Origin of the sequence: Nocardia coffeae (assembly GCF_019890715.1) — a bacterium.
GTDB lineage: Bacteria > Actinomycetota > Actinomycetes > Mycobacteriales > Mycobacteriaceae > Nocardia > Nocardia jiangxiensis.
In genome coordinates, this window is sequence record NZ_JAINZY010000010.1 from 219,129 (window position 1) to 245,709 (window position 26,581).

The window sequence follows — 26,581 nt, forward strand, 5'->3', positions numbered from 1 at the left end:
TCGCGAACCGGCGTGACGTAGTACGCTCCAATTAACTAACTATTCCGTACATAAGAAGGTTTGGATGTCTTCGCTGCTCTGTGGGTTGATCGGAACCGGAATCGGCGCATCGCTGACGCCGTCGCTGCATATGACCGAGGGCGCCCACCACGGTCTGGACTACGAGTACCGGATCCTGGATCTGGCCGAGTTCGGGCTCAGCGTCGACGATCTGCCCGCGCTGTTCGAGCGTGTGCGGGGTGCGGGATATCGGGGCCTGAACATCACCCACCCGTGCAAACAGCGCGTCATCGAACTGCTCGACGAGCTGTCGCCCGAGGCCGCACGGCTCGGCGCGGTGAATACCGTGCTGTTCGAAGGGGATCGGGCGATCGGGCACAACACCGACTGGTCCGGATTCCGGCGCTCGCTGGACCGGGGCCTGCCCGACGCGCGGTTCCAGCGGGTGGTGCAGCTGGGTGCGGGCGGCGCGGGCGCGGCGGTCGGCTACGCCACGCTGGACCGCGGTGCGCGGGAGCTGACCCTCGTGGACGCCGATCCCGGCCGGGCCGGTGAACTGGCCGAGACGCTCGGCACGCACTTTCCGGACCGCCGATTGTCCGTCGCCGCACCCGATCGGCTCGCACAGGTGCTCGAGCATGCGGACGGACTGGTGCACGCGACGCCGATGGGGATGGCCGAGCATCCGGGAATGGCACTGCCCGCCGAACTGCTGCGCGCGGATCTCTGGGTGGCCGAGGTGGTGTACCGCCCGGTCGAGACCGAACTGGTGCGCGCGGCCCGTGCGGCCGGGGCACGCACGCTGACCGGTGCGGGGATGGCGGTGTATCAGGCCGCCGACGCCTTCGAGATCTTCACCGGCATCGCGCCGGACGCCGACCGGATGGCCACCCACATGGACGCGCTGTTGTCGCGGGAAGCGATGGCCGCGAGATGATCAACACCAGCATTGCCACCGTGTCGTTGAGCGGAACGCTCGAGCAGAAGCTGACCGCGATCGCCGCGGCCGGGTTCGACGGATTCGAGATCTTCGAACCCGATTTCATCGGCTCCGCGCTCACCCCGGCCGCGCTGGCGGCCCGTGCCGCCGATCTGGGCCTGACCATCGACCTGTACCAGCCGTTCCGGGACCTCGACTCGACCGACGAGGCCCAGTACGCGCGCAATCTCGTTCGCGCGGAACACAAATTCGACCTGATGGAACAGCTCGGCTGCGACACCATCCTGGTCTGCTCGTCGCCGCTGCCGAGCGCGGTGCGCGACGACGACCGTCTCGCCGCCCAATTGCACGGCCTCGCCGAACGCGCGCACCGCCGCGGAATCCGCGTCGCGTACGAGGCGCTGGCCTGGGGCGCGCATGTGAACACCTACCGGCATGCCTGGAATATCGTTGCGGCGGTGGATCATCCGGCGCTGGGAACCTGCCTGGACAGCTTCCACATCCTCTCGCGCGGCGACGATCCCGAAGGGATCCGCGACATCCCGGGGGAGAAGATCTTCTTCCTGCAACTCGCCGACGCCCCGGCGATGGCGATGGATGTGCTGCAGTGGAGCAGGCACTACCGCAAGTTCCCCGGGCAGGGCACCTTCGATCTGGCCGCATTCGGCGCGCACGTGCACGCCACCGGATATGCCGGGCCCTGGTCGCTGGAGATCTTCAACGACGTGTTCCGGCAGTCCTCGACCGGACGCACCGCCGCCGACGCGCATCGCTCGCTGCGACATCTGCAGGAACAGGTCGCCGCCCGGATGCCGGACAGCGCAGGACTTTTCGTGCCTCCGGCCCGTCCGGACATCGACGGGGTCGTATCGCTGCGCATCGCCGCCGGTCCGGACCGGGCCACACAGCTGCGCACGATGTTGGGCAGTATCGGTTTCGGATACGCCGGGCGGCACCGCGAACACGAGCTGGAACTGTGGCGGCACGGCGAGCTGACCGTCGCCGTGGACGCCACCTCGGATACGGCCTGGACCGCGCCCGCGGCGGGGACGCCGCTGCCGGTGCTCTCGCAGATCGGCATCCGTTCCGCCGATCCGGATGCCTGGGAAGCGCGGGCGCTGGCCCTCGAGGTGCCTGCGCACGAGGTCGAATTGCCCGGTGCGGTCAGTGAATTCGGTGACCCAGCCGCTGATGTGGTGCGGCTGCGGGTCACCGAGGCCACCTCGATCGATCTGCGCGGACCGGCGAGCCGGGCCGCCTGGCGGGAGGCGTTCGAACCGCAGCCGCAGCCGCTCGCGCTGCCCTCCCTGCTGACCGGCGTCGATCATGTGGCCCTGGCGGTGCGGCCGGACGACTGGGACGGGATCATGCTGCGGCTGCGGTCGGTGTTCGGCATGCAGCCGAACGAGGGGGTGGACATTCCCGACTCGGTCGGGCAGTTGCGCAGCCAGTCGCTCACCATGACCGGCACCGGATCCGCGTCGCCGCTGCGCATCTCGTTGAACATGGTGCCCGGTTGCCCGGCCGGGCCGGAGCACCCGACCGCGATCCGCCGCGGCGGTGTCAGCCATGTCGCGTTCACCTGCGCCGATATCTTCGCCACCGCCGCCGAACTCGTCACGCTCGGGCATCGCCGTCCGGCGATCTCCGCGAACTACTACGACGACCTGGCCACCCGCTTCGACCTCGATCCCCAAATCCTGTGGCAGATGCGCGAATTCGGCATCCTCTACGACGCCGACGGCGGTGGGGAGTACTTCCAGCTGTTCACCGAGACCGTCGGTGCGGACCTGTTCTTCGAGATCGTCCAGCGCGTCGGGGACTACCGCGGCCAGGGCGAGCTGAATTCCGCGGTGCGGGTGGCCGCGCACCTGCGGGCAGGCTGCTGAGTCAGCCGATACGTTCGAAGACCGCCGCCAGACCCTGCCCGCCGCCGATGCACATCGTCTCGAGCCCGTACCGGGCTTCGCGACGATGCATCTCGCGCAGCAGCGTGGTCAGGATGCGAGCGCCGGTCGCGCCGACGGGGTGCCCGAGCGAGATGCCCGAACCGTTCGGGTTGAGCCGGGTGTCGTCGGCTGCCAGACCCCAGGTGCGGGTGACCGCGAGGGCCTGGGCGGCGAATGCCTCGTTCAGTTCGATGACGCCCATATCGCTGAGTGTCAGCCCGGCGCGCTTCAGGGCGCGCTCGGTGGCGGGAACCGGGCCGATACCCATGGTGCGCGGCGGCACCCCGGCCGCGGACCAGCTCACCAGGCGCGCAAGCGGTTTCAGTCCGAGCGCGCGAGCCTTCTCGGCGGTGGCGACGATGCACAGCGCGGCGCCGTCGTTCTGTCCGCTGGCATTGCCCGCGGTCACCGTGGACTCCGGATCCAGCTGTGCGCGAATGGCTTTCAGCTTGGCCAGGGCCGCGAGGTCGGTGTCCGCGCGCGGATGTTCGTCGGTGTCGACCAGGATGGGTTCGGCGCGACGCTGCGGGACGGGGACCGGGACGATTTCCTCGGCGAACCTGCCCTCGCGTTGCGCGGCCACCGCGCGCTGATGCGACTGCACCGCCAGCGCGTCCTGATCGGTGCGGCTGATGCCGAATTCGGCGCGCAGATTCTCCGCGGTCTCGATCATCCCGCCCGGTACGGGGAAGTCGTGTCCGCCCGCGGTGATCCGGGCGCGGGCGAGCCGGTCCACCAGACCGGCGTCGTCGCCGCGCACTCCGTAGCGGATACCGGTGGTGTAGAACTCGGTCCGGCTCATGCTCTCCACGCCGCCGGCGAGTACGAGATCGCTGCCGCCGGACTGCACCTGGCCGACCGCGGTGATCACCGCCTGCAATCCGGAGCCGCACCGTCGATCCACCTGCTGGCCGGGGACGTCGATACCCAGGCCCGCGTCGAGCGCGGCGACCCGGCCGATGGCGGGCGCCTCGCCGTTCGGACCGGCCTGCCCGAGAATGACATCGTCCACGTCGGCACCGGAAATGCCGGTGCGGGAGATGATTTCGGAGATGACCGTGGCGGCGAGCGTCTCGGGCGGAATATCGCGGAATACGCCGCCGAATCGGCCGACGGGCGTGCGCAACGGTTCGCAGATGACTACATCAGACAAGGGAACGTCCTGGGTGCGTTGGGGATTGGGATCGGGTTCGGGTCAGATCGGCGGTGATCGCGTCGGCGGTGGCTCGCACCGCGGGCACCAGATCCGCCTCGATCTGGGTGGCGGTGTAGCGCGCGGATTGGGTGGAGATGTTCACTGCGGCGATGACCGCGCCGGACTCGTCGCGAATGGGCGCGGCCAGTGATCGGAGCCCGGCCTCGAGCTCCTGATCGACGATGCTGTACCCGGCCTCGCGCACCCGGTCGAGTTCGGCGCGAAGTTGCTCCGCGGTGAGCACCGTGTGCTCGGTGAGCATGTTCAGGTGCACCTGGTCGAGGTAGGCGTCGAGCTCGTGCGGCGGCAGCCCGGCCAGCAGCACGCGACCCATCGAGGTGGCGTACGCGGGGAAGCGGGTGCCGATGTTGATCGAGACGGTCATGATGCGCCGCACCGGAACTCGGGCGACATAGAGCACGTCGCCGTCGTCCAGGATCGACACCGACGACGATTCGCGCACCTGTTCCGCGAGGGCTTCGAGGTGCGGTCCGGCCAGTTCGGGTAGCGAGAGGCTGGACAGGTAGCTGTAGCCGAGTTCGAGTACGCGCGGGGTCAGCCAGAACACCGATCCATCGGTGCGGACGTAACCGAGTTCGGCGAGCGTCAGCAGGAATCGGCGCGCGGTGGCGCGGGTGAGGTCGGTGTGTTTGGCGACCTCGCTGAGAGTGCGGCGGGGATGGTCGGCGTCGAAGGCCCGGATCACCGCCAGTCCACGCGCCAGCGATTGGACGTAATCCGAGGACGGGGTGACCTCCACCGGCGGGACACGTACGAAGTCGGGCTCGCTCATGCCGTCACCTCACCGGCGGTCGGCTGCGGTGTGAGTGCGCGGCTCGGCCGCACCCGATCGTTCGCTCGGCTCATGGCTCTCCTAGGTCGGCCAGGGCCTGTTGCCCGAGGGCGAAGGCCCGGTTGCTTCGGGGTACTCCCGCGTAGATCGCGGTGTGCAGGAATACTTCCACGAGTTCGCCGGGGTCCATCCCCGCCCGTAGAGCCGCGCGGATGTGCATATCCAGTTCGTGCTCGGTGCCGAGGGCGGTGAGGACGGCGAGGGTCAGCAATCGCCGGGTGTGGTGATCCATCCCCGGCCTGTTCCAGACATCTCCCCAGGCGGTGCGGGTGATGAAATCCTGGAAGGGAGCGGTGAATTCGGTGGTCGCGGCGATCGAGCGGTCCACGTGCGCGTCGCCGAGCACCGCGCGGCGGACGAGCATTCCGGCGGCGTGGGCGTCGGCGCGTTCGGTGGGTGCGGGCACGGCAGGGGTCGTCGTCGCGGCGGCGTATCCGGTGGTGGGGGTGGCGGCGATATGGCGGGCGATCAGGGCGGTGACCGGGCCTGCCTGCTCGACACTGACCAGATGCGCGCCGGGATCCAGCACCTCCAGTCGTGCGTCGGCGACGCCCTCGGCGATCGTGCGCAGTGTCGCCGGGGGAGTGGCGGGATCCTGCTCTCCGGCGATCGCGAGGGTGGGGGCCACGATTCGCGCGAGATCGCCGCGGCCGTCCCAGTCGGCCAGGGCCTCGCAGCAGCCCGCGTAGCCCTCGTCGGAGACGCCGCGGACCATCTCCAGGTGACGGCGGATCAGCTCGGGATCGCGCTCGGCCAGGCCCGCGGTGAACCAGCGCTCCACGATCTGTTCGGCGATGGACGAAAGACCGTGCGTGCGAACGGTTTCCGCGCGATCGATCCAGCCCTGCGCGGGCGTGAACGCGGGGGAGGTGCACAGCAGGGTGAGCGTACGCACCCGCGACGGGTGCCGTGCGGCGAGCCATTGCGCCGCCGCACCCCCGAGCGACAAGCCGACCAGATGAACCGCGCCGAGTTCGAGGCGGTCCAGCAGGGCCAGGACATCGCCGCCGAGGTCGGCGACGGTGTACGGCCCCTGCGGGGCGGGCGAACCGCCGTGCCCGCGGTGGTCCGCGCACACCACGCGGTAACGATCCGAGAGCGCATGTGCCTGCGGGGCCCACATGGTGGCATCGGAGCCGATGGATCCGAGGAAAACCACCGCGGGGTTCGCCGGATCGCCGTATTCGCGGTAGGCGAGATCGACCGTCATCGCGGACCTCCGGTGTTGCGGGTGGATGGGGAGTGGCCGGTCGGCGCGATGTTCCGGCCGGACAGCGCGCGGTCCACCAGTTCACCGGCGTGGCCGAGGTAATTGGCCGGATCCAGTAGTTCGCGCAGTTGTTCGGGGGAGAGGTAGTTCGCGATCGTCTCGTCGTCCGCGAGCGGTTTTCCCGAGGTCGCGGCCGCGGTGACGATGGCTCGCGCGTCGTCGGTGTGTTCGGCCAGGGCGAGGGTGACCCGCTCGGCCAGCAGCAGCCCGCCGGTGCGATCGAGGTTGTGCCGCAATGCCTCCGGGTGCACCCGGAGGCCGCGCAGACTGTCGGCCAGCCGGTGCGCCGCCCCGCCGGTCAATCGCAGCAGATCGGTGATGGTCTCCCATTCCGTGTGCCAGCCGCCCGCCGCCCGCATGAATTCGTGGTCCATCGAGGACAACACGGTCGACACCAGTCCGGGGACGCGTCGGGCCGCCGCACGCGCGGTGATGGCCGCGACCGGATTCTGCTTGTGCGGCATGGCCGAGGACCCGCCCGGCGTTCCCTCGGTGACCTCGCCGAGTTCGATCGCCGACATCGCCACGACATCGGTCGCGGGTTTCGACACCGCCCCGGCGAGTACGCCCAGTGCACAGGCCAATTCGGCGATCGGGGTGCGGTCGGTGTGCCAGGGGATCGGGTGGCGCGCCAGGCCCAGCTCGTCCGCGAGAGTGTCGGCGACCGCCGTGCCGCGCGGGTACAGGGCGGCGAGAGTGCCTGCCGCGCCGCCGGATTGGACGGGCAGGCCGGTCAGTACCGTCTCCAGCCGGTCGGCGGCGGCATCGAGAGTGGTGAACCAGGTGGTGGCCAGCAGACCGAAGGTCGAGGGCAGGGCCTGCTGCCCGAGCGTCCGCGCGACCATGAGCGTGTCGCGATGGGTGCGGGCCAGCCCGGCGGCGGCGTCGGCGGCCGCGCGGGCATCGGCCACGACGATCCGGCCCGCACGCCCGGCGAGCAGCATGAGCGCGGTATCGGTGATGTCCTGGCTGGTCGCCCCGGTGTGCACCGACGACGCGGGGATGCCCGCGGCGGCACAGCGGTCGCGCAGCAGGCGCACCAGCGGTATCACCGGATTACCGCCCGCGATCGCCGCGGTCCCGAGGGCGGCGAGATCGACGTCGTCGCCCAGGGAGCGTGCGGTCGCGGCGATCACCGGGGCCTGATCGGCGGGAATGACGCCGCATTCGGCCGCCGCCACGGCCAGCGCCGCCTCGACCTCCAGCAGTGCCGCCACGAACGCTCGATCCGACACCTCGCCGGCGGATCGAGCCGCCCCGAACAGCGGATCGAACAGGTCCCCGCGAGTGCCGCGATGCTCACCCATGCGTACCTCGTTCACAGAGCCTCATGTCAGGAAACCTCACACCAGGAAGAACGGCGTCTCGACGCCGTCGGGGTCGCTGTCCTGCAGATGGATCGTCATGGCGTAGCCGTCGTCGGTACGTTCGGCGATCAGCTTGCGCCGCTGTGTCTCCGGCAGCGCCGCGAGCACCGGGTCGCCCGCGTGCGCTGTGGTGTCCTCCGGGAAATACAGCCTCGTCACCGCGCGATCGAGCATGCCACGGGAGAAGATCGAGACGTCGATGTGCGGCGCCTCGACCTGATCCTGCTCGGCGGGCAGTGCGCCCGGCTTGATCGTGTGGATGGTGGCCGTGCCGGTGGAATCGCCTGCGGCACGGGTGAATCCGCGGAAGCCCTCGGGTACCGGCGGCACCGCGCCGCGCGGATCGTCGGGATGTGTGAAGCGCCCCTCCGCATCGGCCTGCCAGGTCTCGACCATGACGTCGGCGACCGGCTCGCGCGCACCGTCGAGCACGGTGAATCGCACTGTGATCCGGCCCGGTGTGCCCTCCGGGGCGGCGGCGGGACCGTCTGCCCAGGGCAGCCCGATATGCCAGTACGGTCCCACGGTCTGCGACGGCGTCGGGCCGAACGCGACGGTCGTGAAATCGCCCGGCGTGACCGGATAGGTGAAAGTGTCGGTGCCGGAACCGATTCCGGTGGTGGCGCTACTCGTCATCGTCGTCCTCCTCGGTCTCGAACAGGGTGGCCTCGCGCCCGCGCAGCACGATGTCGAAGCGGAACCCCATCGCCCAGTGGTCGGTGGTGACCTCGTGGTCGTACACGCTCACCATGCGGTGGCGCACTGCGGCGGGCGCGGAGTTGTAGATCGGATCCTGGAAGAACATCGGATCGTCCGGGAAGTACATCTGGGTGATCAGTCGCTGGGTGAAACTGCGTCCGAACAGCGAGAAGTGGATGTGCGCGGGTCGCCAGGCGTTGTCGTGGTTGCGCCAGGGGTAGGCGCCGGGCTTGATGGTCGTGAACCGGTAGTGCCCGTCGGCGTCGGTGACGCAGCGACCGGCGCCGTTGAAGTGCGGGTCCAGCGGCGCGGGCCAGTTGTCGACCGTGTGGCGGTAGCGACCGCCGGCATTGGCCTGCCACACCTCGAGCAGCGTATTCGGCACGGGCTTTCCGTCGGTGTCCAGCACCCGCCCGTGCACGATGATCCGCTGGCCGACCGCCTCGCCGCCGTTGGCGAGGGTCAGATCGGCATCGCCGGGCCGCACCCGGTCCTCACCGAACACCGGGCCGGTCAGCTCGGTGAGCCGGTGCGGCAGCACGGTCAGCGGGCGGCGCGGCGAGCGCAGTCCGGTGGTCCGGTAGTCCGGAAAGTCGGCGGGTGTCGACTCGGCGGCATCCGGCCGTCGATAGCCCGGGGGGAGGTGAAGCATCACGACCTCTTGTTCGGTATGTGGACGTTTGATCGCTATGTGAACACGATAATCCGGCGATGTGCCCCGGGCAACAGTCCTGGCCCGAAAATGTTCGCTATGCGGATGGGTGTTCACATTACGCACGAACCACTGTAGGGTGGACTGCGTGCTGGACAAAGTCATCTCCTCCCCGGATGCGGCGGTGGCCGACGTGCCGGACGGCGCCACCCTGGCCGTCGGCGGATTCGGTCTCGTCGGAGTGCCCGAGATACTCATCGACGCGTTGCTGCGGCAGGGCGCCAAGGAACTCGAGGTGGTGAGCAACAACTGCGGTACCGACGGATTCGGCCTCGGCGTCCTACTCGCCGAACGCCGCATCCGCCGCACCATCAGCTCCTACATCGGCGCGAACAAGGAGTTCGCGCGCCAATTCCTGGCCGGTGAGCTGGAGGTGGAACTGACCCCGCAGGGCACTCTGGCCGAGCGGTTACGCGCCGGCGGCGCCGGTATCCCCGCCTTCTTCACTCCGGCCGGTGTCGGCACACCGGTCGCCGAGGGCGGTCTGCCGCTGCGCTACGACGGCGCCGGCGGCATCGCGGTGGCGACCCAGCCGAAGGAGACCCGCGAATTCGACGGCGTGGCCCACGTGCTCGAGCGCGCCATCGTCGCGGATTTCGCGCTGGTGCACGCCTGGAAGGGCGACCGGCACGGCAATCTCGTCTACCGTCGCAGCGCGCGCAACTTCAACCCGGCGGCCGCGTCCTCGGGCCGGATCACCATCGCCCAGGTGGAACATCTCGTCGAACCCGGCGAACTGGATCCCGAAACCATCCATACCCCCGGCATCCACGTACACCGCGTCGTCCCCGTCGGACCGGTGCAGGTGGGTATCGAAAACCGAACGGTGCGAGCATGACTCAGAGTTCTGTAGACCGGGCGCAGGCCGGGCTGACCCGCGACCAGTTGGCCGCGCGGGTCGCGCGGGAGTTGCACGACGGCGAATACGTGAATCTCGGCATCGGCATGCCCACCCTGGTGCCGAACTACCTGCCCGAGGACATCACCGTCGTATTGCATTCCGAGAACGGCGTGCTCGGCGTGGGCCCCTATCCGCTGGACGAGGACGTCGACCCGGAGCTGATCAACGCCGGTAAGGAGACGATCACCGTCGTTCCCGGCGCGTCCTTCTTCGACTCCGCGGATTCCTTCGGAATGATCCGCGGCGGGCGGGTCGATGTGGCGGTCCTGGGCGCCATGCAGGTCAGCGCCACGGGCGACCTCGCGAACTGGATGATTCCCGGACAGATGGTCAAGGGTATGGGCGGGGCGATGGATCTGGTGCACGGCGCGCGCCGGGTGATCGTCATGATGGAGCACCGCACCCGCAAGGGCGATCCCAAGATCGTGTCCCGCTGCACCCTGCCCCTCACCGGTCAGCACTGCGTGCAGCGCATCATCACCGATCTGGCCGTACTGGACGTGACTCCGGAGGGTTTGGAACTCGTCGAGACCGCGCCCGGTATCACCGTCGACGAGGTACTCGCCGCCACTGCGGCCCCGGTACGAGTGGCGGTATGAGAAAGCGGCGGCCCCGGGCCGGTGGGCCGCCGATTGCTCACGAGACTCGATTGCTCACGAGACTCTGACATTCGCCTCGGTCTTGAATTCCTCGCCCGCGATGATCTGCGAGACGAATCCGTCCGGACCCACCGGGCGGTCGCCGACCACCGTCACCCGGTGCAGGGTCCGGGTCACGTCCAGATGTCCGAGGTCCTGCGGGCCGAGGTGGGCGGTGGCGCGGTTGTCCCAGACGGCGAGGCTGGTCGGATCCCAGCGGAACCGCACGGTGTACTGGGCGCTGCTGAGGTGCTCGAACAGCAACTCGAGGATTTTGCGGCTCTCGGCGGGGGACAGCCCCACGAGGTGATCGGTGAAGCCGGGGTTGACGAACAGGGCCCGCTCACCTGTTTCGGGGTGGACCCGCACCACCGGGTGCTCGGAGATCAGCAGATTGTCCTGGATCCGGCGGGACTGGGCGTCGTCGCCGGCGGCCGTGCGGCTCGCGCCGAAGCGGTGCACCGCGCGCAGTCCGTCGACGAAGGCGCGCAGCGGCTCCGACAAACCTTCGTACGCCGCAACGAGATTCGTCCATGTGGTGTCACCGCCGAAGTCCGGCACCACCTCCGCGCGCAGGATGGAGATGGCCGGCGGGTTCACCGCGGCGGTGACATCGGTGTGCCAGCCGCCGTAGTAGGTGTACTGGCGCTGCTGGTATTCCGCCTGCGGCTTGCCGTAACGCTTCTCGTAGTTCTTCGGGTCGATGGTGAGGATCTGCGGAGCGTCACTCGGCGGCGCGTCCTCGTGCGGGTGCGCGTGGGTGAGTTCGCCGAAGCGGCGGCCGAACTCGATCTGCTCGGCGTGGCCCAGATGCTGATCGCGGAAGAACAGCACCTTGTACTTCAGCAGTTTGCGGCGCAGCCGCGCGACGGTCTCGTCGTCGAGGGGACGGCTCAGGTCGACACCGGAAATTTCCGCACCGATATGTCCGGCAACCCGCCGCACGGTGAGGGTATCCACATGTTCGATGGTTTCTGTCATGTCTCTGTGCTCCATTCGGGATGCATCCGGTCGACCGTCGCGACCTGTGCCGGAATACCTTGGGGGACAGCTTGTTCGACCTCCGCAGTGCATTGGATATTAATTCCGCCCACTCCTGAACCGCACTCGTTGCCTTCGCTGTGATTTCAAATATCCGCGATATTTATTTTTCTCGGCAAATTAATTCGGGCCGGTTCCGAAATGGAATCCCGGCCGGTCGGGCGACCGCCGATCGCCCGATTCGCCCGAGTTCGGATCACGCTGAGGCGGAACGGTCCCGAACGCCGCCCGGTCTCGTATGGTCGGGCCGAGACGAACGGGGACCGGACGGAACCGAGGCCTATGAGACCGGCGATGCAGTGGCCGACGGCCGCGGGCGCGGTGCTACGCGCACTGTTGAAATCGGGCAGTGCCTCGCGTTCGGTGATCGCCGCGCACGCGGGCCTGTCCCCGGCGACGGTGACGAGTCGGACCCGGGCGCTGCTCGATGCGGGTCTGCTGCGCGAATCTCCCCCGGCGGACCGCTCGCAGCGAGTGGGCCGCCCGCATTCGCCGCTGGAGCTCGACCGGCGAAATGCGGTGGCGGCGATCCATTTCGCGGCCAGCCAGACCCGGATCGCGGTGATCGACATCGCCGGGACCATCGTGGCCGACGCGGTGGTTCCGCACCGCACGCTCGAGGGCGATGATCTGGTCGCGGACGCGGCCACCGCGCTCGCTGCGCTGCGCCACGAACTCCCCGGCGGCATCCGACTGTTCGGCGTCGGCGTCGCGACCGGCGGCTGGGTCGACCCGGAGGCCGGTGTGGTGCTGTCGCATCCGCTGCTGCGCCTGCAGGACACGCCCATTCGGGACCTGCTGGTGCGGCTGACCGGACTGCCGGTCGAACTCGACAGCCATGCTCGCGCAATGGTGCACGCGGAACAGTTGTTCGGTGTCCTGGGCTCGGATGCCTCGGCGGCGGTGCTTTTCGTCGGCAATGTCATCGATGCCGCCTTCGCTGTCGACGGCCGAGTCCACTACGGCCCCGGCTCCTCCGCCGGTTCGCTGGCCACCCTCGTGCCGTCCGGCCGCGGATCCGAGGGGACGGGCCTGCTCGACGCCTACTCCGATCGGTCGCTCGAAAGACGCGCCGGCGCACTGCGGCTCGTCGAAAGCCCCACGATTCCGGCGCTGATCGCCGCGGCCGAAACCGACCCGCGGGCGCATGCCCTGTTCGAGGAACGTGCTCGCGGGCTCGCCGCGGTGGCCGCCGCCCTGCTCGACGTGCTGAATCCGGAGACGCTCATCATCACCGACCGGGCCTTCACCGGCCTGCCCGCGGTGCGCGCCATCTATTTCGACGCCATCGCCGCACGGGCGCAGATGCGTTCGTCCGCCCGGCACCGCATCACGGGCACATCGTTCCCGGGGCGCTCATTGGAGATTGCCGCCGCGACGGTACTGCTGCATCGCCTCTACACCGATCCGCTCGCGGTCGCAGCGGACGGTTTCGGTGCGCACAGAGTGGAGGCGACGGCGCCGCAGTTCGAGTCCCGGTAATTTTAAGTCGGTCGAATATTGTGGGCCGCAACATAATTCGCGACGATCGACAGATGAGAAAGCTCATCGAACCGGGACGGCCGACGCGGCGGACGCGCCTGACCCGCAGGGTCGGCTCGGCGTTGTTCGTGGTGTCGATCGCAGCCTGTGCCACTTCGGCCTGTGCAACTTCCGGCGGGTCGGCCGACCTGAGCAAGCCGCTCCCGGCCGACGTCCCGCCCGGCACGTCGCTGAAGATCTCGGCAACCGATATGCAGGTCGCCCTGACCAGTAGCGGTCAGATCGGCAGACTGCCGTTCACCGTGTCGGATTGGCCGAATGTTTCGGCCGGGCCGGATGTGATCCAGGCATTCAAGGGCGGCGCGGTGGAATTGGCAAGTAACGCCGGAATTCCCTCCATCCAGGCCCACGCGCAGGGTTTGGACACCCGTATCGTCGCCGTGCTCTGGCGCAGCACCCCCAACTACGGCCTGGCGACCGCCCCGGGCAGCGCTGTCCACACGTTGCAGGATCTGCGCGGTAAGAAGATCGCCTTCTCACCCGGCCAGGCCCAGGGCGGTGTGGTGCTGCGGAGCCTGCAACAGGCCGGGCTCGGCACGAAAGATGTCACGCTCGTCCAACTCAACAGCCCGCAGTTCCTCACCGCGCTACAGGGCAAACAGGTCGATGTGGCGCCGCTGGCCGAACCATCGCTGACGAAATACCTCGCGCAGTACCGGTCCGCGGGCGCTACCACGGTGCAGTCCGACGCGGTCGACGCACTGAGCGTGCTGTGGGCGCCGACCTCGGTGCTCGGCAATGACGAGAAGCTCGCGGCCATAACGCAATTCGTCAAGTTCTGGGCTCGCGCGAAGGTCTGGGAATGGGAGAACCAGGACCGGTGGATCGCCGACTATTACGTCCGGAATCAGGGTGTCGGCGAGTCCGACGGCCGCCGCATCATGGCCACGACCGAACGCCCGTATTTTCCGGAGAGCTGGGACGGATCGATCGACTGGGAGCAGAAGACGATCGATTTGATCACCGGCTCGGGTGCATTCGGGAAATCCTTCGACGCTCACCAGCTGTTCGACCGGCGATTCGAGAAGATCGCCGCGCAAGCGGTGGCTGCGCAATATCGCACCCAGGCACAGGGGTGAGCTCATGACCGTCGTCTCCGCACATCTGTCCGCGCTGCCCGCGCCCGCAGCCGGTTTCACCGCACGACCTGCCCGCCGCCGCCTCGGTCTGCGTCGGCAGGTCCCGTTCGCCAGGTTGCTCGGCGTGGTGCTGTTGCTCGCGGCCTGGTCGGCAGGGGCATACCTCGGGTTGCTCGATCCGCGGAAACTGTCCGCGCCGTGGACGGTCGTGGCGACCGCATGGGAATTGGTCACCGACGGTCAGCTGCTGAGCAATATCGCGGTGTCCGTGCAGCGGGTGGGCACCGGGGTGGTTCTGGGCGTGCTGATCGGTACGACGCTCGCCCTCATCGCCGGACTCTCGCGGGTCGGAGAATCCCTGGTGGACGGTGTCGTTCAGCTCAAACGCTCGATCCCCACGCTGGGATTGGTGCCGTTGATGATCCTGTGGCTGGGTATCGGCGACGGCTTCAAGGCCGTGCTGATCATGCTCGCCGTCGCGGTCACCCTCTACGTGCCGACGCATTCGGCATTGATCGGCATCGATCGGCGCCTCGTCGAATTGTCGGAGATTCAGAGTGTTTCCCGATTCGACTTCATCCGGCAGGTGGTGATTCCCGGATCGCTACCGGGATTCTTCCTCGGATTGCGGCTGGCGGTGAATACGGCCTGGCTGGTGCTCGTGGTGGTCGAGTCGGTCAATGCGACCGACGGCCTGGGAAAGATGATGCAGGACGCCCAGAACTACGGCCAGGCCGACGTCATCCTCGTCGCCCTGGCGGTCTACGGGATCTTCGGCCTGCTGTGCGATTCGGGAATCCGGATCCTGGAGCGAAAGGTGTTGTCGTGGCGGCAGACTCTGGCCGACTGATATCGGCCGAACAACCCGCCGATATCGGTGCGGGTGTGCAGTTGGACCGTTTGACCCGCAGGTTCGGCGGGCGAGCCGTACTCGACAACGTCGATCTGACGATTCCCGCGGGCCGGTTCGTGGCGCTGCTCGGTAAGAGCGGGTCCGGTAAGTCCACGCTGTTGCGGGCACTGGCCGGGATCGACCACGGCGTCGCGGGGGAGGGCCTGCTACGGGTGCCCTCGCGAACATCGATGGTGTTCCAGGACTCGCGGCTGCTGCCCTGGAAGCGGGTGCTGCCGAACATCCTGTTCGGCCAGCCTCGTTCGCGCCGGGCAGCGGCCTCGGCGCTGCTGGGTGAAGTGGGCCTGGCCGGACGTGAAAAAGCTTGGCCCGGTGAACTTTCCGGCGGCGAGCAGCAGCGGGCCGCGCTCGCTCGCGCGCTGGTCGGCGAGCCGGAATTGCTGCTGGCCGACGAACCTTTCGGCGCACTCGACGCGCTGACCCGCATGCGCATGCACGCGTTGCTGCATCGCCTGGTCGCGGCCCATCGCCCGACCGTGCTGCTGGTGACCCACGATGTCGACGAGGCCATCACCCTGGCCGAGCGGGTGCTGATCCTGGACCGCGGGCGCATCGGCGTGGACATCGACATCGATATCGACGGCCCGCGCGACCCGGCCGGGCGGCAGTTCCAACAGCTCCGCCGGTCGCTGCTGAGTGCGCTGGGCGCCGATCCGATCGCGGCGTGAGCGCCGATTCCCCACTACCGGAAGGAATTTCCTGTCCCGATGAGCAGAACCCTGCATCTGAACGCGTTCCTGATGTCCACCGGCCACCACGAGGCGTCGTGGCGGCTGCCCGAGTCGGACCCGTTGGCGCACTTGGATATCGAGCACTACATCCGGCTGGCGCAGACCGCCGAACGCGGCAGGTTCGACTCGATCTTCTTCGCCGATTCTCCGGTGCTGCAAGGAGATCCGGGTCGTCGGCCGGTCGGAAAACTGGAGCCGACGATCCTGCTGACCGCGATCGCGCTGCGCACCAGCCGGATCGGACTCGTTGCCACCGCCTCGACCAGCTACAACGATCCCTACAACCTGGCCCGCCGCTTCGCCTCGGTGGACTGGGTATCCGGTGGCCGGGTGGGCTGGAACATCGTCACCACCGCCGGTGCCGACGCGGCTCGCAACTTCGGCCTCGACGATGTTCCCGACCATCGGTTGCGCTACGAGAAGGCCGCCGAATTCGTCGACGTGGCAACGAAACTCTGGGACAGCTGGGACGACGACGCCTATATCGGCGACAAGGAACTCGGCATCCACTCCGACTCCGACAAGGTTCGCGAGATCAACCATGTCGGCGAGTTCTTCCGGGTGGCCGGGCCGCTGAACGTGCCGCGTTCGCCGCAAGGGTATCCCGTTCTGGTGCAGGCGGGTTCGTCCGAGGACGGCAAGGGATTCGCGGCCCGCTACGCCGAGGCGGTCTTCACCGCGCAGCAGACCCTCGAGGACGGCAGACAGTTCTACGCCGACTTGAAGGACCGGGCTCGCCGACTGGGCCGCGACCCCGACACGGTCAAGATTCTGCCCGGAATCGTCCCCGTCATCGGTGATACCGAGGCGCATGCGCGCGAGCTCGACGACCAGCTCGCCAACCTGATCCGGCCGGAGTTCGGGCGCCGCGCCCTCGCCGAGCGATTCAACCTGCCCGTCGAGGCGCTCGATCTCGACAGTGAGCTGCCCGCCGACCTGCCCACCGAGGACGAGATCGAAGGTGCCAAGAGCCGGTTCACGCTGATCGTCGATCTTGCTCGCCGCGAGCGACTCACAGTGCGGCAGTTGATCGCCCGTCTCGGCGGCGGCCGCGGTCACCGGACCTTCGCGGGCACCGCGGAACAGGTCGCCGACACCATCGCGGAGTGGTTCACCGACGGTGCGGCCGACGGATTCAACGTGATGCCGGCCGCGCTGCCCTCCGGGCTGGACATCTTCGTGGACCGGGTGGTGCCGATCCTGCAGGAGCGCGGCCTGTTCCGGACCGAGTACACCGAGTCCACCCTGCGCGGACACTACGGGCTGGCGCGTCCGGAGAATCGGTACCGGGTGGCGGCCGACGCGGTGATCGCGCAGTGAGCCGGGTCGACGCGGTGCTCAGAAATACGTTCCCGCGAACGGTTGCACTCCGGTGGTGAACAGCGTGTCCGCGTCTTCGATTGCCCCACTGCGGTTCTCGGTGACCCGGCCGGCCAGTGCCAGTTGCCGCCAGGTGGATCCGCCGAGGTAGATCGTCGCCAGTGTCGCGGCGTCGGTGGTGAGGTCCGCGGGGGAGTCGACGCGCGACACTGTTTCGGGGCCGATGCGGTAGGCGCCGGTGTTGGCGGGCAGGATCGGGTCGGTGATCGCGAGGGTCACCGGATCTCCCGGTCGGTAGTCGCGCCGGGACAGCGCGGTGTGCACATCGACCAGACGCAACCAGGTTTCGTCGTGAATTCCCGTCACCGTGACGGCGCGTTCGTCGATGAACATGTGCCGCAACGGGCTGTCCACCGGGGCGAAGGTGAATTCGATCCGGTCGACGATGTCGTGCGCCAGCAGATGCCGCAGCAGGCCGTGATACGCGGCCGGGGTGGTGGCGACCCAATCGTCGACGACGATGGCGCGCTGCGGATTACGCGGCCAGCCCGCGGAGTCGAGGGGGCGGTACCGCACGAACCCGTCCTCGGCGCCGGGCTCGCCGTGCACTGCGGTCCAGCTCGTATCGCGGGTCCACAGCTCCTGTAGCCGCCACCAGTACGACGGCCGATCGATCGCCCCGGTCCACGAGACCGCGGTGGAGTCGTAGATCTTCGCCAACTGCTCCCATTGCTCGTCCGGGGCGAGGTAGCGCACCGGTCCACCGTCGGGCACGCTCTCCCGCAACCGGGCTCGCCGCCGATCCACCTCGACCGTGGCATACGAGCTGGCCACGCCGTAGCCGAACCGCTCGTAGATTCCGCCCTGGGTGGCGCGCAGCGTCGCGACGGCCTCCCCGTGCGCGGCGATATCGCCCAACTGACGTCGCAGCAGGGCGCTGACCACACCGCGGCGGGTGTGCGTGGGCAGCACGCCGACATGAGTCACCGCGGCATGCGGAATCCGATGCCCGCCCGGCACCACGAGTCCACTCGTATAGGAGTCCGCCGCGCCGACCAGCCCACCGTCCAGGCGGGCGGTGAGCGTGCGGCCCAGCTCGCTCAGGTCCTCGGCATCCGGCGGCAGCGGCGGCAGGCCGACCATCGCGCTGCGGAATATCGCCGCAGCCGAACGGATGTCGTCGAGACTCGTCGCCACCTGCAACTCGATGGGCGCCTGGTTGTCCGGCACTGGTTGACCTCCCGAAATAGGTTGTAGTGCAACATATCGGACGGTAGCCGACGAAGCGCCGACCTCTCGACGAGCCACTCGCTGACGTAGTCGGGCCGGGGGACCCGTCAAGATCAGCGCTGCGGGAAAGTGCATCCTCTGGGGCGGGACCGACAGTTACAAGAAAGACAAGGCGCCCGACGGTTGGGACTCTCTCCGACGACCGGCCCGCGGGCCCACTGTGGCTGAGTTCCGATGTCATTGTCCGGCTGGGTAATCGGTGGCGGCGGCCAGGTCGGTCTGGGCTTCGAAGCCTGCGATGCGGTGACGGAGGGTTTCGAGTGTGCTGGTCAGAGCTTGGGAGCCGAGTACCAGGCGCAGGGGTGCGGGTGTGGTGTCGACGCTGTCGATGATGGCGGTGGCCATGCGGGCGGGATCGCCGGGGGCCAGGCCGTTGGCGGGGTCGAGCATGCGGTGGAACGCGTGGGCGGGGTTGCCGTCGTATGCGGGCAGGGGGTCGGCGACCTGTGCGCCTCGGTAGCGGAATTCGGTGCGCGCGCCGCCGGGTTCGACGATGGTGACGCCGATGCCGAAGGGCGCGATTTCCTGGGCGACGGCTTCGGCGAAGCCCTCGATGCCCCATTTGGTGGCGTGGTAGAGCGAGTTGCCGGGGAACGTGACTTGTCCGCCGTAGCTGGACAATTGGATGATCCGTCCGCCCCCGGCGGTGCGCATGTGCGGGATGACGGCGCGGATCAGCTGGATCGAGGCGGTCAGGTTGGTGGCGATCATGTCGTCGATCTGTTGATCGGCGAGTTCCTCTGCGGCGCCGAACAATCCGTAACCGGCGTTGCTGACCGCGACGTCGATGCGGCCGAAGTCCTCGACGGTGCGGTCGACCGCCGCGCGCAGTGCGGTGGTGTCGCGGACGTCGAGGATTTCGGCGCGGAACCGGTCGGGGTGCGCGGTGACCAGATCGGCCACGGCGTCGGGGTTGCGGACCGTTCCGACGACTCGGTCACCGCGGTCGAGTAGCTGTTCGGTGAGGCGGCGGCCGAAGCCGCTGCTCACGCCGGTGATCAGCCAGGTGCGTTCGGTCATGGGTGAGTCCTCCTTCACCGGGGAGCCACGCGCATGGTGGGTGCCGGCGGCGAGTGGGCTGTTGATCGAGTGGGGGACTTGGGGATCGCACCGGCCGCCGGTTCGCGAACGGCCGGTGCGGGTCAGGCGCGGACGAGGATTTTGAGGGCTTCGCGGTCGTCCATGGCGCGGTAGCCCTCGGGGACGGTGTCGAGATCGATCTCGCGGTCGAAGACCTTGCCCGGGTGGACGCTGCCGTCGAGCACGCCCGGTAGCAGGGTGTCGATGTAGGCGCGGGCGGGCGCGGGACCGCCGGTCAGGGTGATGTTCGGACCGAACAGGGTGCCGAAACCGATCGGCGCGTCGGCGTATTGGGGGACGCCGACGCGGCTGATCACGCCGCCGGGCCGGACGACGCCGATGGCCTGCTGGTAGGCGGGCATATGTCCGACGGCCTCGATGACCACGTGGGTGCCGTCGCCGCGGGTGAGTTCGCGGACGGCGGCGATGCCCTCCTCGCCGCGTTCGGCGACGATGTCGGTGGCGCCGAACTCGCGTCCGAGGTCGGTGCGGTCCTTGTGGCGTCCCATGAGGATGATGTGCGGTGCGCCCAGCTGTTCGGCCGACAGCACGGCCAGCAGTCCGACCGCGCCGTCGCCGATCACGGTGACCGAGGTGTCCGGACCGACACGGCCCTTGACCGCGGCGTGGTAGCCGGTGCCGTACACGTCGGACAGCGTCAGCAGGGACGGGATCAGCGGTGAGTCCTCGGCGACCGGGACCGCGACCAGGGTGCCGTCGGCCAGTGGTACGCGCACCGCTTCGGCCTGGCCGCCGTGGACGTCGCCGGCGTTCCAGAACCCGCCGTGTCGGCACGAGGTCTGCAGACCCTCGCGGCAGAAGTCGCAGGTGCCGTCCGACCAGGCGAACGGTGCGATCACGAAATCGCCCTTGCGCACCGTGTGCACATCGCTGCCGATGTCTTCGACGATGCCGACGAACTCGTGGCCCATGGAACTGCCCTCGGGAGTGGGCGGCATCGAGTGGTAGGGGTGCAGATCGGAGCCGCAGATGCAGCTGCGCACCACGCGCACGACCGCATCGGTCGGGTTCTGGATGATCGGGTCGGGGACGTCGATGACCCGGACGTCGCCGGGGCCGTACATGTAGGTCGCTCGCATGAGCAGTCTCCTAGGGGAATTCGGATGTATGTCGTTGTCGCTGTGATGAACAGCGGTGTGCGCGGATCTCGCGGCTGCGAATCTGGGCCGGTCGTTCTGCTGGGCGGTGTTCCGGACACCGAGGTAGCTACACGTCAGCAACCTTCAGTGTTGCAGTTGTCCGGCAGGATCGAGCCGATCTTCACTCCGATCGCCGCGGCATCGCCGGGCGAAGGTCGGCTCATCGGTCGTGATCACGCTTCGAGTACACGCCCTGAACCGCGGTCGTGGGAGTCACGGATCTTCCAGGTAATCGCAGTACCTCCCTCGACCGGCCGTGGGCCGCCTACCGTGGAGACCATGGACGATCACCGAGTGCAGGTGCGGGAGTTCCTGACCTCCCGTCGTGCCCGCATCACTCCCGAACAGGCCGGACTGCCGGCCTACGGGGGAAACCGCCGGGTTGCCGGATTGCGTCGCGAAGAAGTCGCCCTGCTGGCCGGGGTGAGCATCGATTACTACGTGCGGATGGAACGCGGCAACCTCGCCGGAGCCTCCGATGTCGTCCTGGACAACCTCGCCCGCGCCCTGCAACTCGACGATGCCGAACGCGCCCACCTGTTCGATCTCGCCCGCGCCGCGACGCCCACACCGGCCCGGCAGCGGCGCTCGAAACCCGCCACCGGCATCACCCCGGGCCTGCGGCAACTCCTCGACGCCGTCACCGACGCCCCGGCCTGGGTACGCAACGCGCGCCACGACATGCTCGCCGCCAACCGCCTCGCGCGAGCGCTCTACGCGCCGATGCTCGCGGACCCGCGCCGACCCGCCAACAACGCCCGCTTCATCTATCTCGACCCCGCCTCGCGCGAGTTCTTCGACGACTGGGATCGCGCCGCGGACGATATCGCCGCGATGCTGCGCTCCGAGGCCGGACACAACCCGCACGACCGGCAGTTGATCGAGCTGATCGGCGAATTGTCCACGTGCAGTGCGGAATTCCGCACCCGCTGGGCCGCGCACAACGTCCGCTTCCACCGCACCGGCCACAAGAACCTCCGCCACCCCGAGGTGGGCCGCCTGGAACTGGACTTCGAAGCCATGGAATTCCCCGCGCACCCGGGCCTGACGCTGCTGGTCTACACCGCGCCCGCAGGCACTCCGTCCGCCGACGGCCTGCGGCTCCTGGCCTCCTGGGCGGCAACCGTCGACCGAGCCGACCAGCAGGTCGCCCGCAATGTCGACGAATGAGCAGGCCCCGGCGCCGGCGATGAAATTCGCAGCTGCTCGGTGCGGATACTCTGCGATGAATCAGGTTGAGCCAGTGCGGATTCGTGATGCGCAGACCGCGCCGACTCAACCGGCCTTCGTCGAAGTTTCGCTGGATCCGGGTGCGGCGCTGGTCAAGAGGGTGAACACCGCGTCCAGTTGATCGCGGGCCTGGTCGATCTCCGCTGTGCGCCCGGCGATGTGGTGCAGCAGCGCGCGCTGGAAGATCCCGTCGATCGTGACGTAGACGGTGGCCGAACTCAGGGTGGATTCGACGCCGGAGAATTCGCAGTAGCGCGAGACCACGCGCCAGATCATCTGTTCCCGGCGGGCGTCGATGTCGAGCACGTCGGCGCGGAAGGAGTCGTCGAACAGGCTCTGGTTGCGCAGGTCGTACCACAGGCGGTGGACGGCGGCGTCGGCCTGCAGCGTGCCGAAGAAGGTGGCGGCGAATTCGGTGCGCAACTGCTCGGCGCTGTCGGCCGTGGCGACGACCTCGTCGTATCGCGTGACGCAGACCGCCTCGTATTCGCGCACGGCGTGGGCGATCAGGTCGAGCTTGTCCGAGAAGTAGTAGTGCAGCACGCCGTGCGAGTACTCGGAGTTCTGCGCGATCTCCCGCAGGCTGGTGCGGGCATAGCCGAGTTCGGCCAGCGTGTGCAGAGTGGCCCTGGCCAGCTCGGTGCGCCGCGCCTGGAATTTGTCGCGCGCGCGTTCTTCCACACGGGATTTGGGGTCGGCGACCTGCGTCACGTCGATTCCTGTCGGCCGGGTCACGTCATATCTGTCCTGTGAGTGTAGCGGTGTCGGTGCGACATCCTTTTGACGAGTGTCCAAGAAACTCTTGACGACTGTCAAGGAAAGTCTTGACGACTGTCAAGACTTCCACTTAGTGTGGCCTGCGACACATTGCTCGATGACTGTGTCTCACATCGCACTCGCAAGTCCGCGACGCTTGCGGATCTCAATGAAGAGGTATCGATATGACGAGCTACAACCTGGCCGGACGAACCGCACTCGTGACCGGCGGGGCGCAGGGCCTGGGGGCGGGTATGGCGGCGGCGCTGGCGGCGGCGGGCGCCTCGGTGGCGATCGGCGATGTCAACGTCGAGGGTGGTCAGCAGGCCGTCGAGGCCCTCCGAAAGAGCGGGGTCAAGGCCGAGTTCGTCGCCTTCGACGTCACCGACGACGCGGCCTGGGAGGCGGCGGTCGGCACGACGGTGCAGGCCCTGGGCGGGCTGGACATCGTCGTGAACAACGCCGGTATCGAGGTCACGGATCTGCTGGTCGATCTGGATCCCGTCGCGGCGTCGAAGATGCTGGAGGTCAACCTGCTCGGTACGGCCCTGGGCATCAAGCACGCCTTTCGCGCCATGCGTCCCGGCGGCGCGGCCGGGAACGGCGGAGCGGTGGTCAACATCGCCTCGGTCGCCGCGACGATCGCCTTCCCCGGCATCAGCATGTATTCGGCGACCAAATCCGGCATCGACCGCCTGACCAGGGTCGCCGCGGCCGAATCCGGCAAGCTCGGATACGGCGTCCGGGTCAACTGCATCTACCCGGCGTTGACCCCGACCGCGATGGGTAACAAGCTCGCCGTCGACTGCGCCGAACTCGGTCTTTTCCCCTCGCCCGAGGCCGCCGCGCAAGCGGTCGCCGAACTGACCCCGCTCGGCCGCCTCGGCCAGATCGACGATATGGCCGACGCCGTGGTCTTCCTCGCCTCGGACGCGGCGAAGTTCATCACCGGAGCGGGCCTGCCCGTCGACGGCGGCATGGGCATGTAGCGCTGCAATCGCCTTTTACTGCAACAACTTTCACCGACACCAGAATTCTCCGAGGAGTTCAGCCATGCCTACCGACAAGCCCGTCGTCGTCTACGGAGCCTCCGGCTACACCGGCCGTCTGATCTGTGAGTACCTGCGCGAGTACAACATTCCGTTCCTGGCCGCCGGGCGCGACCACGGGCGCGTCAAGGCCGCGGTCGACGCCGTCCCGGGCATCGACACCGTCGACCACGAGATCGTCGAGGTCGAGCACACCACCGCCGCGTTGACCGAGGCATTCCGCGGCGCGGGCGTCGTGCTCAACACCGTCGGTCCCTTCGCCCGCTACGGCCACGAGGTCGTGCAGGCATGCCTGGAGATCGGGGCCCACTACACCGACACCAACGGTGAGCAGAACTGGATGATCGATGCGGAGGCTCGGTACGGCGCCGACTTCGCCTCGCGCGGACTGCTTCTCACGCCCGGTCTGGCGCAGATGTATTCGATCGGTGAGATCGCCGCGAACATCTGCCTGGAGAATCCGGGCCTGGACACTCTCGACATCCAGGTGTTCTGGAAGGGCCACCCCACCGTGGCCTCGACCAACACCATCCTCACCAACGCGGCCTTCGCCAAGGCGTACTACCTCGAGCAGAACGAGTACGTCGAGTGGCCGCCCGAGGAGGGGCTGTACACGGTCAGCGTGCCCGGACAGCACGAACTCGGCCTGGCGCTGCCGTGGGGCGGCACCTCGCACCCGGTGTGGTTCAAGAACGATCCGCGCGTCGCCAACGCCCGCGCGCTGGGCGGTGTGTTCAATCGTCCACTGATGCAAGGTGTTCCGGTGCTGGTGGCCGCGGCGCTGCAGCAGATGGAGGGCAAGTCGGAGGAGGAGAAGTACCGGATCATCGACGAGCAGTCCGCGGCGATCCGCAGCGAGATGCCGCCGCGGGAGAATCCGCGGATCAACACCTCGCTGGATTCGGTGTACGCGTCGGGTCCGCTCGGGCGTGCGCACTGCGTGATTCACGGCAACTGCAACTACAAGCAGACGGCTCTGCTCAACGCGCACGCCGCCGCCGCACTCGTGCAGGCTCCGCCGCGACGCGTCGGATTCGCTTCCAGCTGTCAGGCTTTCGGACACCGCGAACTGCTCGGCACGTTGCGGGCGTTCGGGCTCGTGCTGGATCCGATTGTCACGGTTCACCACTGAGGTCGACGATGCGTCTCGCGGATTATCTCGACAAGGGCGCGTCGCTCGGTCGTGCGGAACCATGCCTCACGACCGGCGGCGTGACCGTCAGCTACGGCGAAGTCCAGGATCGATCCGTCCGCATCGCCGGTGCGCTGCAGCACACCGGCGTCGGGGCGGGCGATCGGGTGGCGGTGCTGGCGGCCAACGACCCGCTCGCACTCACCTGCGTATTCGGCATATCCCGGGCGGGCGCGGTGTGGTGCCCGGTCAACCCTCGCAACGAGGCCGACGAGAACCGGCAGCTGTTCGATCTTTTCGGCTGCCGGCTGCTGTTCTTCCAGGAGAAGTTCGCCGGGCTCGTGGACCGGATCCGCGGAGATCTGCCACACCTGGAGTGGCTGGTCTGCCTCGACGGCGAGGTCGAGTGGGCGACGCGATTCGACGACTGGGTCGCCGCACATCCCGCGGAACCCGACGAGTCGCGCCGACCCGAGGGCGGTCTGTGCATGCTGGCCGGCACCGGCGGAACCACCGGGCGGCCGAAGGGCGTGCGCCTGACCGAGGACAACATGATGACCTCGACGGCGCTGGCGCTGATGAGCTATCCGTTCGGGGATCGGCCGAGGTATCTGGCGCTCGCGCCGCTGACCCATTCGGCGGGCGTGCTGACCTTTCCGATCCTCAGCCTCGGCGGTGAGGTCGTGATCATGCCCGCGCCCGATATCGGCGAGTTCCTCGCATTGATCGAGCGGCACCGCATCACGCATGCATTCCTGCCGCCCACGGTGATCTACGGCGTCCTCGATCATCCGGATCTCGACGAGCGGGACCTGAGTTCGCTGCGATGCCTCTGGTACGGGGCGGCCCCGATGTCGCCGACCCGGCTGGAGGAGGCGCTGCGGCGGATCGGACCGGTGCTGGGCCAGCTGTTCGGGCAGACCGAGGCGCCCAACATGATCGCCACACTGGCGCCGGCCGAGCACTTCCGCCCGGACGGGTCGGTGGCGACCGAGCGGCTCACCTCGGCGGGACGGCCGACGCCGCTGACCACGGTCGCCATCATGGGCGAGCAGGGCGTGCTGCTTGCCCGGGGTGAGCGCGGCGAGATCGTCGTGCGCGGACCGCTGGTCATGGACGGTTATCACGAAAATCCGAAGGCGACAGCGGAAGTCGGCGCTTTCGGGTGGCACCACACCGGCGATATCGGCTATCTGAACGACGAGGGGTTGCTGTTCGTCGTGGACCGCGCGAAGGACATGATCATCACCGGCGGGTTCAACGTCTACTCGGCGGAGGTGGAACAGGCTCTGCTGGCCCATCCCGCGGTGAAGGATTCGGCCGTGGTCGGGCTTCCCGATCCGAAATGGGGCGAACGTGTCACCGCCGCAGTCGAATTGCGCGTCGGGCAGCAGGTCGTGGGGGAGGAGATCATCGATTTCGTGAAGCAGCGGATCGGCAGTGTGAAGGCCCCCAAGGAGGTGGAGATCTGGTCGGAGCTACCGCGTTCCAAGGTCGGCAAGATCCTCAAGGGCGAGGTTCGCGCGACGATGCTGGACACGCGCACGACCTGAGCATCTCCGCCGGTTCCCCGATCCGTGGACAGCGCCGTCCACGGATCGGGCGTCCGGTCTATGCCGGTGCGATCAGAACGAGCCTCCGTGCCCGAACGAACCGGTGAACAACAAGCCGAGCAGACCGTGGAGCCCGTTGATCACGGCGCTGCCGGTGCTGAAGGGAGGAAACGGGGGCGGA

General features: G+C 68.3%; 24 protein-coding genes. 13 read left to right on the forward strand and 11 right to left on the reverse strand.

What is annotated here, in order from left to right:
- Positions 1 to 64 precede the first annotated feature (64 nt).
- Both K7711_RS31495 and K7711_RS31500 read left to right on the forward strand, forming a co-directional pair.
- Complete coding sequence (locus tag K7711_RS31495; protein WP_222973731.1) at positions 65 to 937, forward strand: shikimate dehydrogenase; 873 nt, start codon at positions 65 to 67, stop codon at positions 935 to 937.
- The gene (locus K7711_RS31500) at positions 934 to 2,829 is read left to right on the forward strand and encodes a sugar phosphate isomerase/epimerase and 4-hydroxyphenylpyruvate domain-containing protein (protein WP_222973733.1); all 1,896 of its coding nucleotides are present in this window, start codon (positions 934 to 936) and stop codon (positions 2,827 to 2,829) included. The genes K7711_RS31495 and K7711_RS31500 overlap by 4 nt, the downstream gene beginning before the upstream one ends.
- Position 2,830: 1 nt before the next feature.
- Here K7711_RS31500 and K7711_RS31505 read toward each other — a convergent pair whose 3' ends face one another.
- From K7711_RS31505 to pcaH, 6 genes are all read right to left on the reverse strand, one after another.
- Positions 2,831 to 4,042 (reverse strand): acetyl-CoA C-acetyltransferase, encoded by a 1,212-nt coding sequence (locus K7711_RS31505; protein ID WP_222973735.1) that lies wholly within the window; start codon positions 4,040 to 4,042, stop codon positions 2,831 to 2,833.
- Entirely contained in the window at positions 4,035 to 4,877 is an 843-nt protein-coding gene (locus K7711_RS31510; protein ID WP_222973737.1) for an IclR family transcriptional regulator domain-containing protein, read from the reverse strand. Before K7711_RS31510 ends, K7711_RS31505 begins: the two co-directional genes overlap by 8 nt.
- A 70-nt stretch (positions 4,878 to 4,947) precedes the next feature.
- Complete coding sequence (gene pcaDC, locus K7711_RS31515; protein WP_222973739.1) at positions 4,948 to 6,147, reverse strand: bifunctional 3-oxoadipate enol-lactonase/4-carboxymuconolactone decarboxylase PcaDC; 1,200 nt, start codon at positions 6,145 to 6,147, stop codon at positions 4,948 to 4,950.
- The gene (pcaB, locus tag K7711_RS31520; protein WP_222974103.1) at positions 6,144 to 7,514 is read right to left on the reverse strand and encodes a 3-carboxy-cis,cis-muconate cycloisomerase; all 1,371 of its coding nucleotides are present in this window, start codon (positions 7,512 to 7,514) and stop codon (positions 6,144 to 6,146) included. Before pcaB ends, pcaDC begins: the two co-directional genes overlap by 4 nt.
- A 36-nt stretch (positions 7,515 to 7,550) precedes the next feature.
- The gene (pcaG, locus tag K7711_RS31525) at positions 7,551 to 8,210 is read right to left on the reverse strand and encodes a protocatechuate 3,4-dioxygenase subunit alpha (RefSeq protein ID WP_222973741.1); all 660 of its coding nucleotides are present in this window, start codon (positions 8,208 to 8,210) and stop codon (positions 7,551 to 7,553) included.
- On the reverse strand, positions 8,200 to 8,925 hold the full coding sequence (pcaH, locus tag K7711_RS31530) for a protocatechuate 3,4-dioxygenase subunit beta (protein ID WP_040831921.1): 726 nt from the start codon (positions 8,923 to 8,925) through the stop codon (positions 8,200 to 8,202). Before pcaH ends, pcaG begins: the two co-directional genes overlap by 11 nt.
- 151 nt (positions 8,926 to 9,076) lie before the next feature.
- Between pcaH and K7711_RS31535 the strand changes: the two genes are divergently transcribed.
- Positions 9,077 to 9,823: a CoA transferase subunit A gene (locus K7711_RS31535; RefSeq protein ID WP_222974105.1), complete on the forward strand. Its 747-nt coding sequence runs from the start codon at positions 9,077 to 9,079 to the stop codon at positions 9,821 to 9,823.
- On the forward strand, positions 9,820 to 10,485 hold the full coding sequence (locus K7711_RS31540; RefSeq protein WP_222973748.1) for a CoA transferase subunit B: 666 nt from the start codon (positions 9,820 to 9,822) through the stop codon (positions 10,483 to 10,485). Before K7711_RS31535 ends, K7711_RS31540 begins: the two co-directional genes overlap by 4 nt.
- A gap of 54 nt (positions 10,486 to 10,539) precedes the next feature.
- Here K7711_RS31540 and K7711_RS31545 read toward each other — a convergent pair whose 3' ends face one another.
- Complete coding sequence (locus tag K7711_RS31545) at positions 10,540 to 11,505, reverse strand: TauD/TfdA dioxygenase family protein (protein WP_222973750.1); 966 nt, start codon at positions 11,503 to 11,505, stop codon at positions 10,540 to 10,542.
- Between the two features lie 354 nt (positions 11,506 to 11,859).
- Between K7711_RS31545 and K7711_RS31550 the strand changes: the two genes are divergently transcribed.
- The 5 genes from K7711_RS31550 to K7711_RS31570 are packed head-to-tail and all read left to right on the forward strand — an operon-like array spanning position 11,860 to position 17,150.
- Positions 11,860 to 13,047 carry an ROK family transcriptional regulator gene (locus tag K7711_RS31550; protein WP_222973752.1) on the forward strand — a complete coding sequence of 396 codons (1,188 nt, stop codon included), beginning with the start codon at positions 11,860 to 11,862 and terminating at the stop codon, positions 13,045 to 13,047.
- A 53-nt stretch (positions 13,048 to 13,100) separates the two neighbouring features.
- Positions 13,101 to 14,186: an ABC transporter substrate-binding protein gene (locus K7711_RS31555; RefSeq protein WP_222973754.1), complete on the forward strand. Its 1,086-nt coding sequence runs from the start codon at positions 13,101 to 13,103 to the stop codon at positions 14,184 to 14,186.
- 4 nt (positions 14,187 to 14,190) lie between these two features.
- Positions 14,191 to 15,036 (forward strand): ABC transporter permease, encoded by an 846-nt coding sequence (locus K7711_RS31560; protein WP_222973755.1) that lies wholly within the window; start codon positions 14,191 to 14,193, stop codon positions 15,034 to 15,036.
- On the forward strand, positions 15,012 to 15,767 hold the full coding sequence (locus K7711_RS31565; RefSeq protein WP_372460206.1) for an ABC transporter ATP-binding protein: 756 nt from the start codon (positions 15,012 to 15,014) through the stop codon (positions 15,765 to 15,767). The genes K7711_RS31560 and K7711_RS31565 overlap by 25 nt, the downstream gene beginning before the upstream one ends.
- Positions 15,768 to 15,806: 39 nt before the next feature.
- Complete coding sequence (locus K7711_RS31570; RefSeq protein WP_222973757.1) at positions 15,807 to 17,150, forward strand: LLM class flavin-dependent oxidoreductase; 1,344 nt, start codon at positions 15,807 to 15,809, stop codon at positions 17,148 to 17,150.
- An 18-nt stretch (positions 17,151 to 17,168) separates the two neighbouring features.
- On the opposite strand, the gene K7711_RS31575 is transcribed toward K7711_RS31570, so the two are convergent.
- The 3 genes from K7711_RS31575 to K7711_RS31585 all read right to left on the reverse strand — a co-directional run bounded on the left by K7711_RS31575 (position 17,169) and on the right by K7711_RS31585 (position 20,620).
- Positions 17,169 to 18,380, reverse strand: coding sequence for a GNAT family N-acetyltransferase (locus K7711_RS31575; RefSeq protein ID WP_308015038.1), 1,212 nt, complete (start codon positions 18,378 to 18,380; stop codon positions 17,169 to 17,171).
- Positions 18,381 to 18,617: 237 nt separating this feature from the next.
- Positions 18,618 to 19,460: an SDR family oxidoreductase gene (locus tag K7711_RS31580; protein WP_222973763.1), complete on the reverse strand. Its 843-nt coding sequence runs from the start codon at positions 19,458 to 19,460 to the stop codon at positions 18,618 to 18,620.
- Positions 19,461 to 19,582: 122 nt separating this feature from the next.
- Positions 19,583 to 20,620, reverse strand: coding sequence for a zinc-binding dehydrogenase (locus K7711_RS31585; RefSeq protein WP_222973764.1), 1,038 nt, complete (start codon positions 20,618 to 20,620; stop codon positions 19,583 to 19,585).
- A 339-nt stretch (positions 20,621 to 20,959) separates the two neighbouring features.
- On the opposite strand from K7711_RS31585, the gene K7711_RS31590 reads away from it, so the two are divergent.
- The gene (locus K7711_RS31590; protein ID WP_222973766.1) at positions 20,960 to 21,850 is read left to right on the forward strand and encodes a helix-turn-helix transcriptional regulator; all 891 of its coding nucleotides are present in this window, start codon (positions 20,960 to 20,962) and stop codon (positions 21,848 to 21,850) included.
- A gap of 105 nt (positions 21,851 to 21,955) precedes the next feature.
- On the opposite strand, the gene K7711_RS31595 is transcribed toward K7711_RS31590, so the two are convergent.
- Positions 21,956 to 22,621 carry a TetR/AcrR family transcriptional regulator gene (locus tag K7711_RS31595; RefSeq protein WP_222974111.1) on the reverse strand — a complete coding sequence of 222 codons (666 nt, stop codon included), beginning with the start codon at positions 22,619 to 22,621 and terminating at the stop codon, positions 21,956 to 21,958.
- Between the two features lie 230 nt (positions 22,622 to 22,851).
- Here K7711_RS31595 and K7711_RS31600 point away from each other — a divergent pair, with 230 nt between their 5' ends.
- The 3 genes from K7711_RS31600 to K7711_RS31610 all read left to right on the forward strand — a co-directional run bounded on the left by K7711_RS31600 (position 22,852) and on the right by K7711_RS31610 (position 26,400).
- Positions 22,852 to 23,655 carry an SDR family NAD(P)-dependent oxidoreductase gene (locus K7711_RS31600; RefSeq protein ID WP_222973768.1) on the forward strand — a complete coding sequence of 268 codons (804 nt, stop codon included), beginning with the start codon at positions 22,852 to 22,854 and terminating at the stop codon, positions 23,653 to 23,655.
- Positions 23,656 to 23,719: 64 nt separating this feature from the next.
- Positions 23,720 to 24,847, forward strand: a complete 1,128-nt coding sequence (locus tag K7711_RS31605; protein ID WP_222973770.1) for a DUF5938 domain-containing protein — start codon at positions 23,720 to 23,722, stop codon at positions 24,845 to 24,847.
- 8 nt (positions 24,848 to 24,855) lie between these two features.
- A complete protein-coding gene (locus tag K7711_RS31610) occupies positions 24,856 to 26,400 on the forward strand; it encodes an AMP-binding protein (protein ID WP_222973772.1) in 1,545 nt (514 codons plus the stop codon).
- The last annotated feature ends 181 nt before the right edge of the window (positions 26,401 to 26,581 follow it).

What these genes read in the sequence shown, in the direction of transcription:
- K7711_RS31540 (WP_222973748.1), top strand. Translation starts at nt 9,820, where the DNA reads ATGACTCAGAGTTCTGTAGACCGGGCGCAGGCCGGGCTGACCCGCGAC.
- K7711_RS31570 (WP_222973757.1), top strand. Translation starts at nt 15,807, where the DNA reads ATGAGCAGAACCCTGCATCTGAACGCGTTCCTGATGTCCACCGGCCAC.
- K7711_RS31555 (WP_222973754.1), top strand. Translation starts at nt 13,101, where the DNA reads ATGAGAAAGCTCATCGAACCGGGACGGCCGACGCGGCGGACGCGCCTG.
- K7711_RS31600 (WP_222973768.1), top strand. Translation starts at nt 22,852, where the DNA reads ATGACGAGCTACAACCTGGCCGGACGAACCGCACTCGTGACCGGCGGG.
- K7711_RS31605 (WP_222973770.1), top strand. Translation starts at nt 23,720, where the DNA reads ATGCCTACCGACAAGCCCGTCGTCGTCTACGGAGCCTCCGGCTACACC.
- K7711_RS31495 (WP_222973731.1), top strand. Translation starts at nt 65, where the DNA reads ATGTCTTCGCTGCTCTGTGGGTTGATCGGAACCGGAATCGGCGCATCG.
- K7711_RS31590 (WP_222973766.1), top strand. Translation starts at nt 20,960, where the DNA reads ATGGACGATCACCGAGTGCAGGTGCGGGAGTTCCTGACCTCCCGTCGT.
- K7711_RS31510 (WP_222973737.1), bottom strand. Translation starts at nt 4,877, where the DNA reads ATGAGCGAGCCCGACTTCGTACGTGTCCCGCCGGTGGAGGTCACCCCG.
- pcaB (WP_222974103.1), bottom strand. Translation starts at nt 7,514, where the DNA reads ATGGGTGAGCATCGCGGCACTCGCGGGGACCTGTTCGATCCGCTGTTC.
- K7711_RS31545 (WP_222973750.1), bottom strand. Translation starts at nt 11,505, where the DNA reads ATGACAGAAACCATCGAACATGTGGATACCCTCACCGTGCGGCGGGTT.
- K7711_RS31610 (WP_222973772.1), top strand. Translation starts at nt 24,856, where the DNA reads ATGCGTCTCGCGGATTATCTCGACAAGGGCGCGTCGCTCGGTCGTGCG.
- pcaH (WP_040831921.1), bottom strand. Translation starts at nt 8,925, where the DNA reads ATGCTTCACCTCCCCCCGGGCTATCGACGGCCGGATGCCGCCGAGTCG.
- K7711_RS31550 (WP_222973752.1), top strand. Translation starts at nt 11,860, where the DNA reads ATGCAGTGGCCGACGGCCGCGGGCGCGGTGCTACGCGCACTGTTGAAA.
- K7711_RS31585 (WP_222973764.1), bottom strand. Translation starts at nt 20,620, where the DNA reads ATGCGAGCGACCTACATGTACGGCCCCGGCGACGTCCGGGTCATCGAC.
- K7711_RS31580 (WP_222973763.1), bottom strand. Translation starts at nt 19,460, where the DNA reads ATGACCGAACGCACCTGGCTGATCACCGGCGTGAGCAGCGGCTTCGGC.
- K7711_RS31560 (WP_222973755.1), top strand. Translation starts at nt 14,191, where the DNA reads ATGACCGTCGTCTCCGCACATCTGTCCGCGCTGCCCGCGCCCGCAGCC.
- pcaG (WP_222973741.1), bottom strand. Translation starts at nt 8,210, where the DNA reads ATGACGAGTAGCGCCACCACCGGAATCGGTTCCGGCACCGACACTTTC.
- K7711_RS31500 (WP_222973733.1), top strand. Translation starts at nt 934, where the DNA reads ATGATCAACACCAGCATTGCCACCGTGTCGTTGAGCGGAACGCTCGAG.
- pcaDC (WP_222973739.1), bottom strand. Translation starts at nt 6,147, where the DNA reads ATGACGGTCGATCTCGCCTACCGCGAATACGGCGATCCGGCGAACCCC.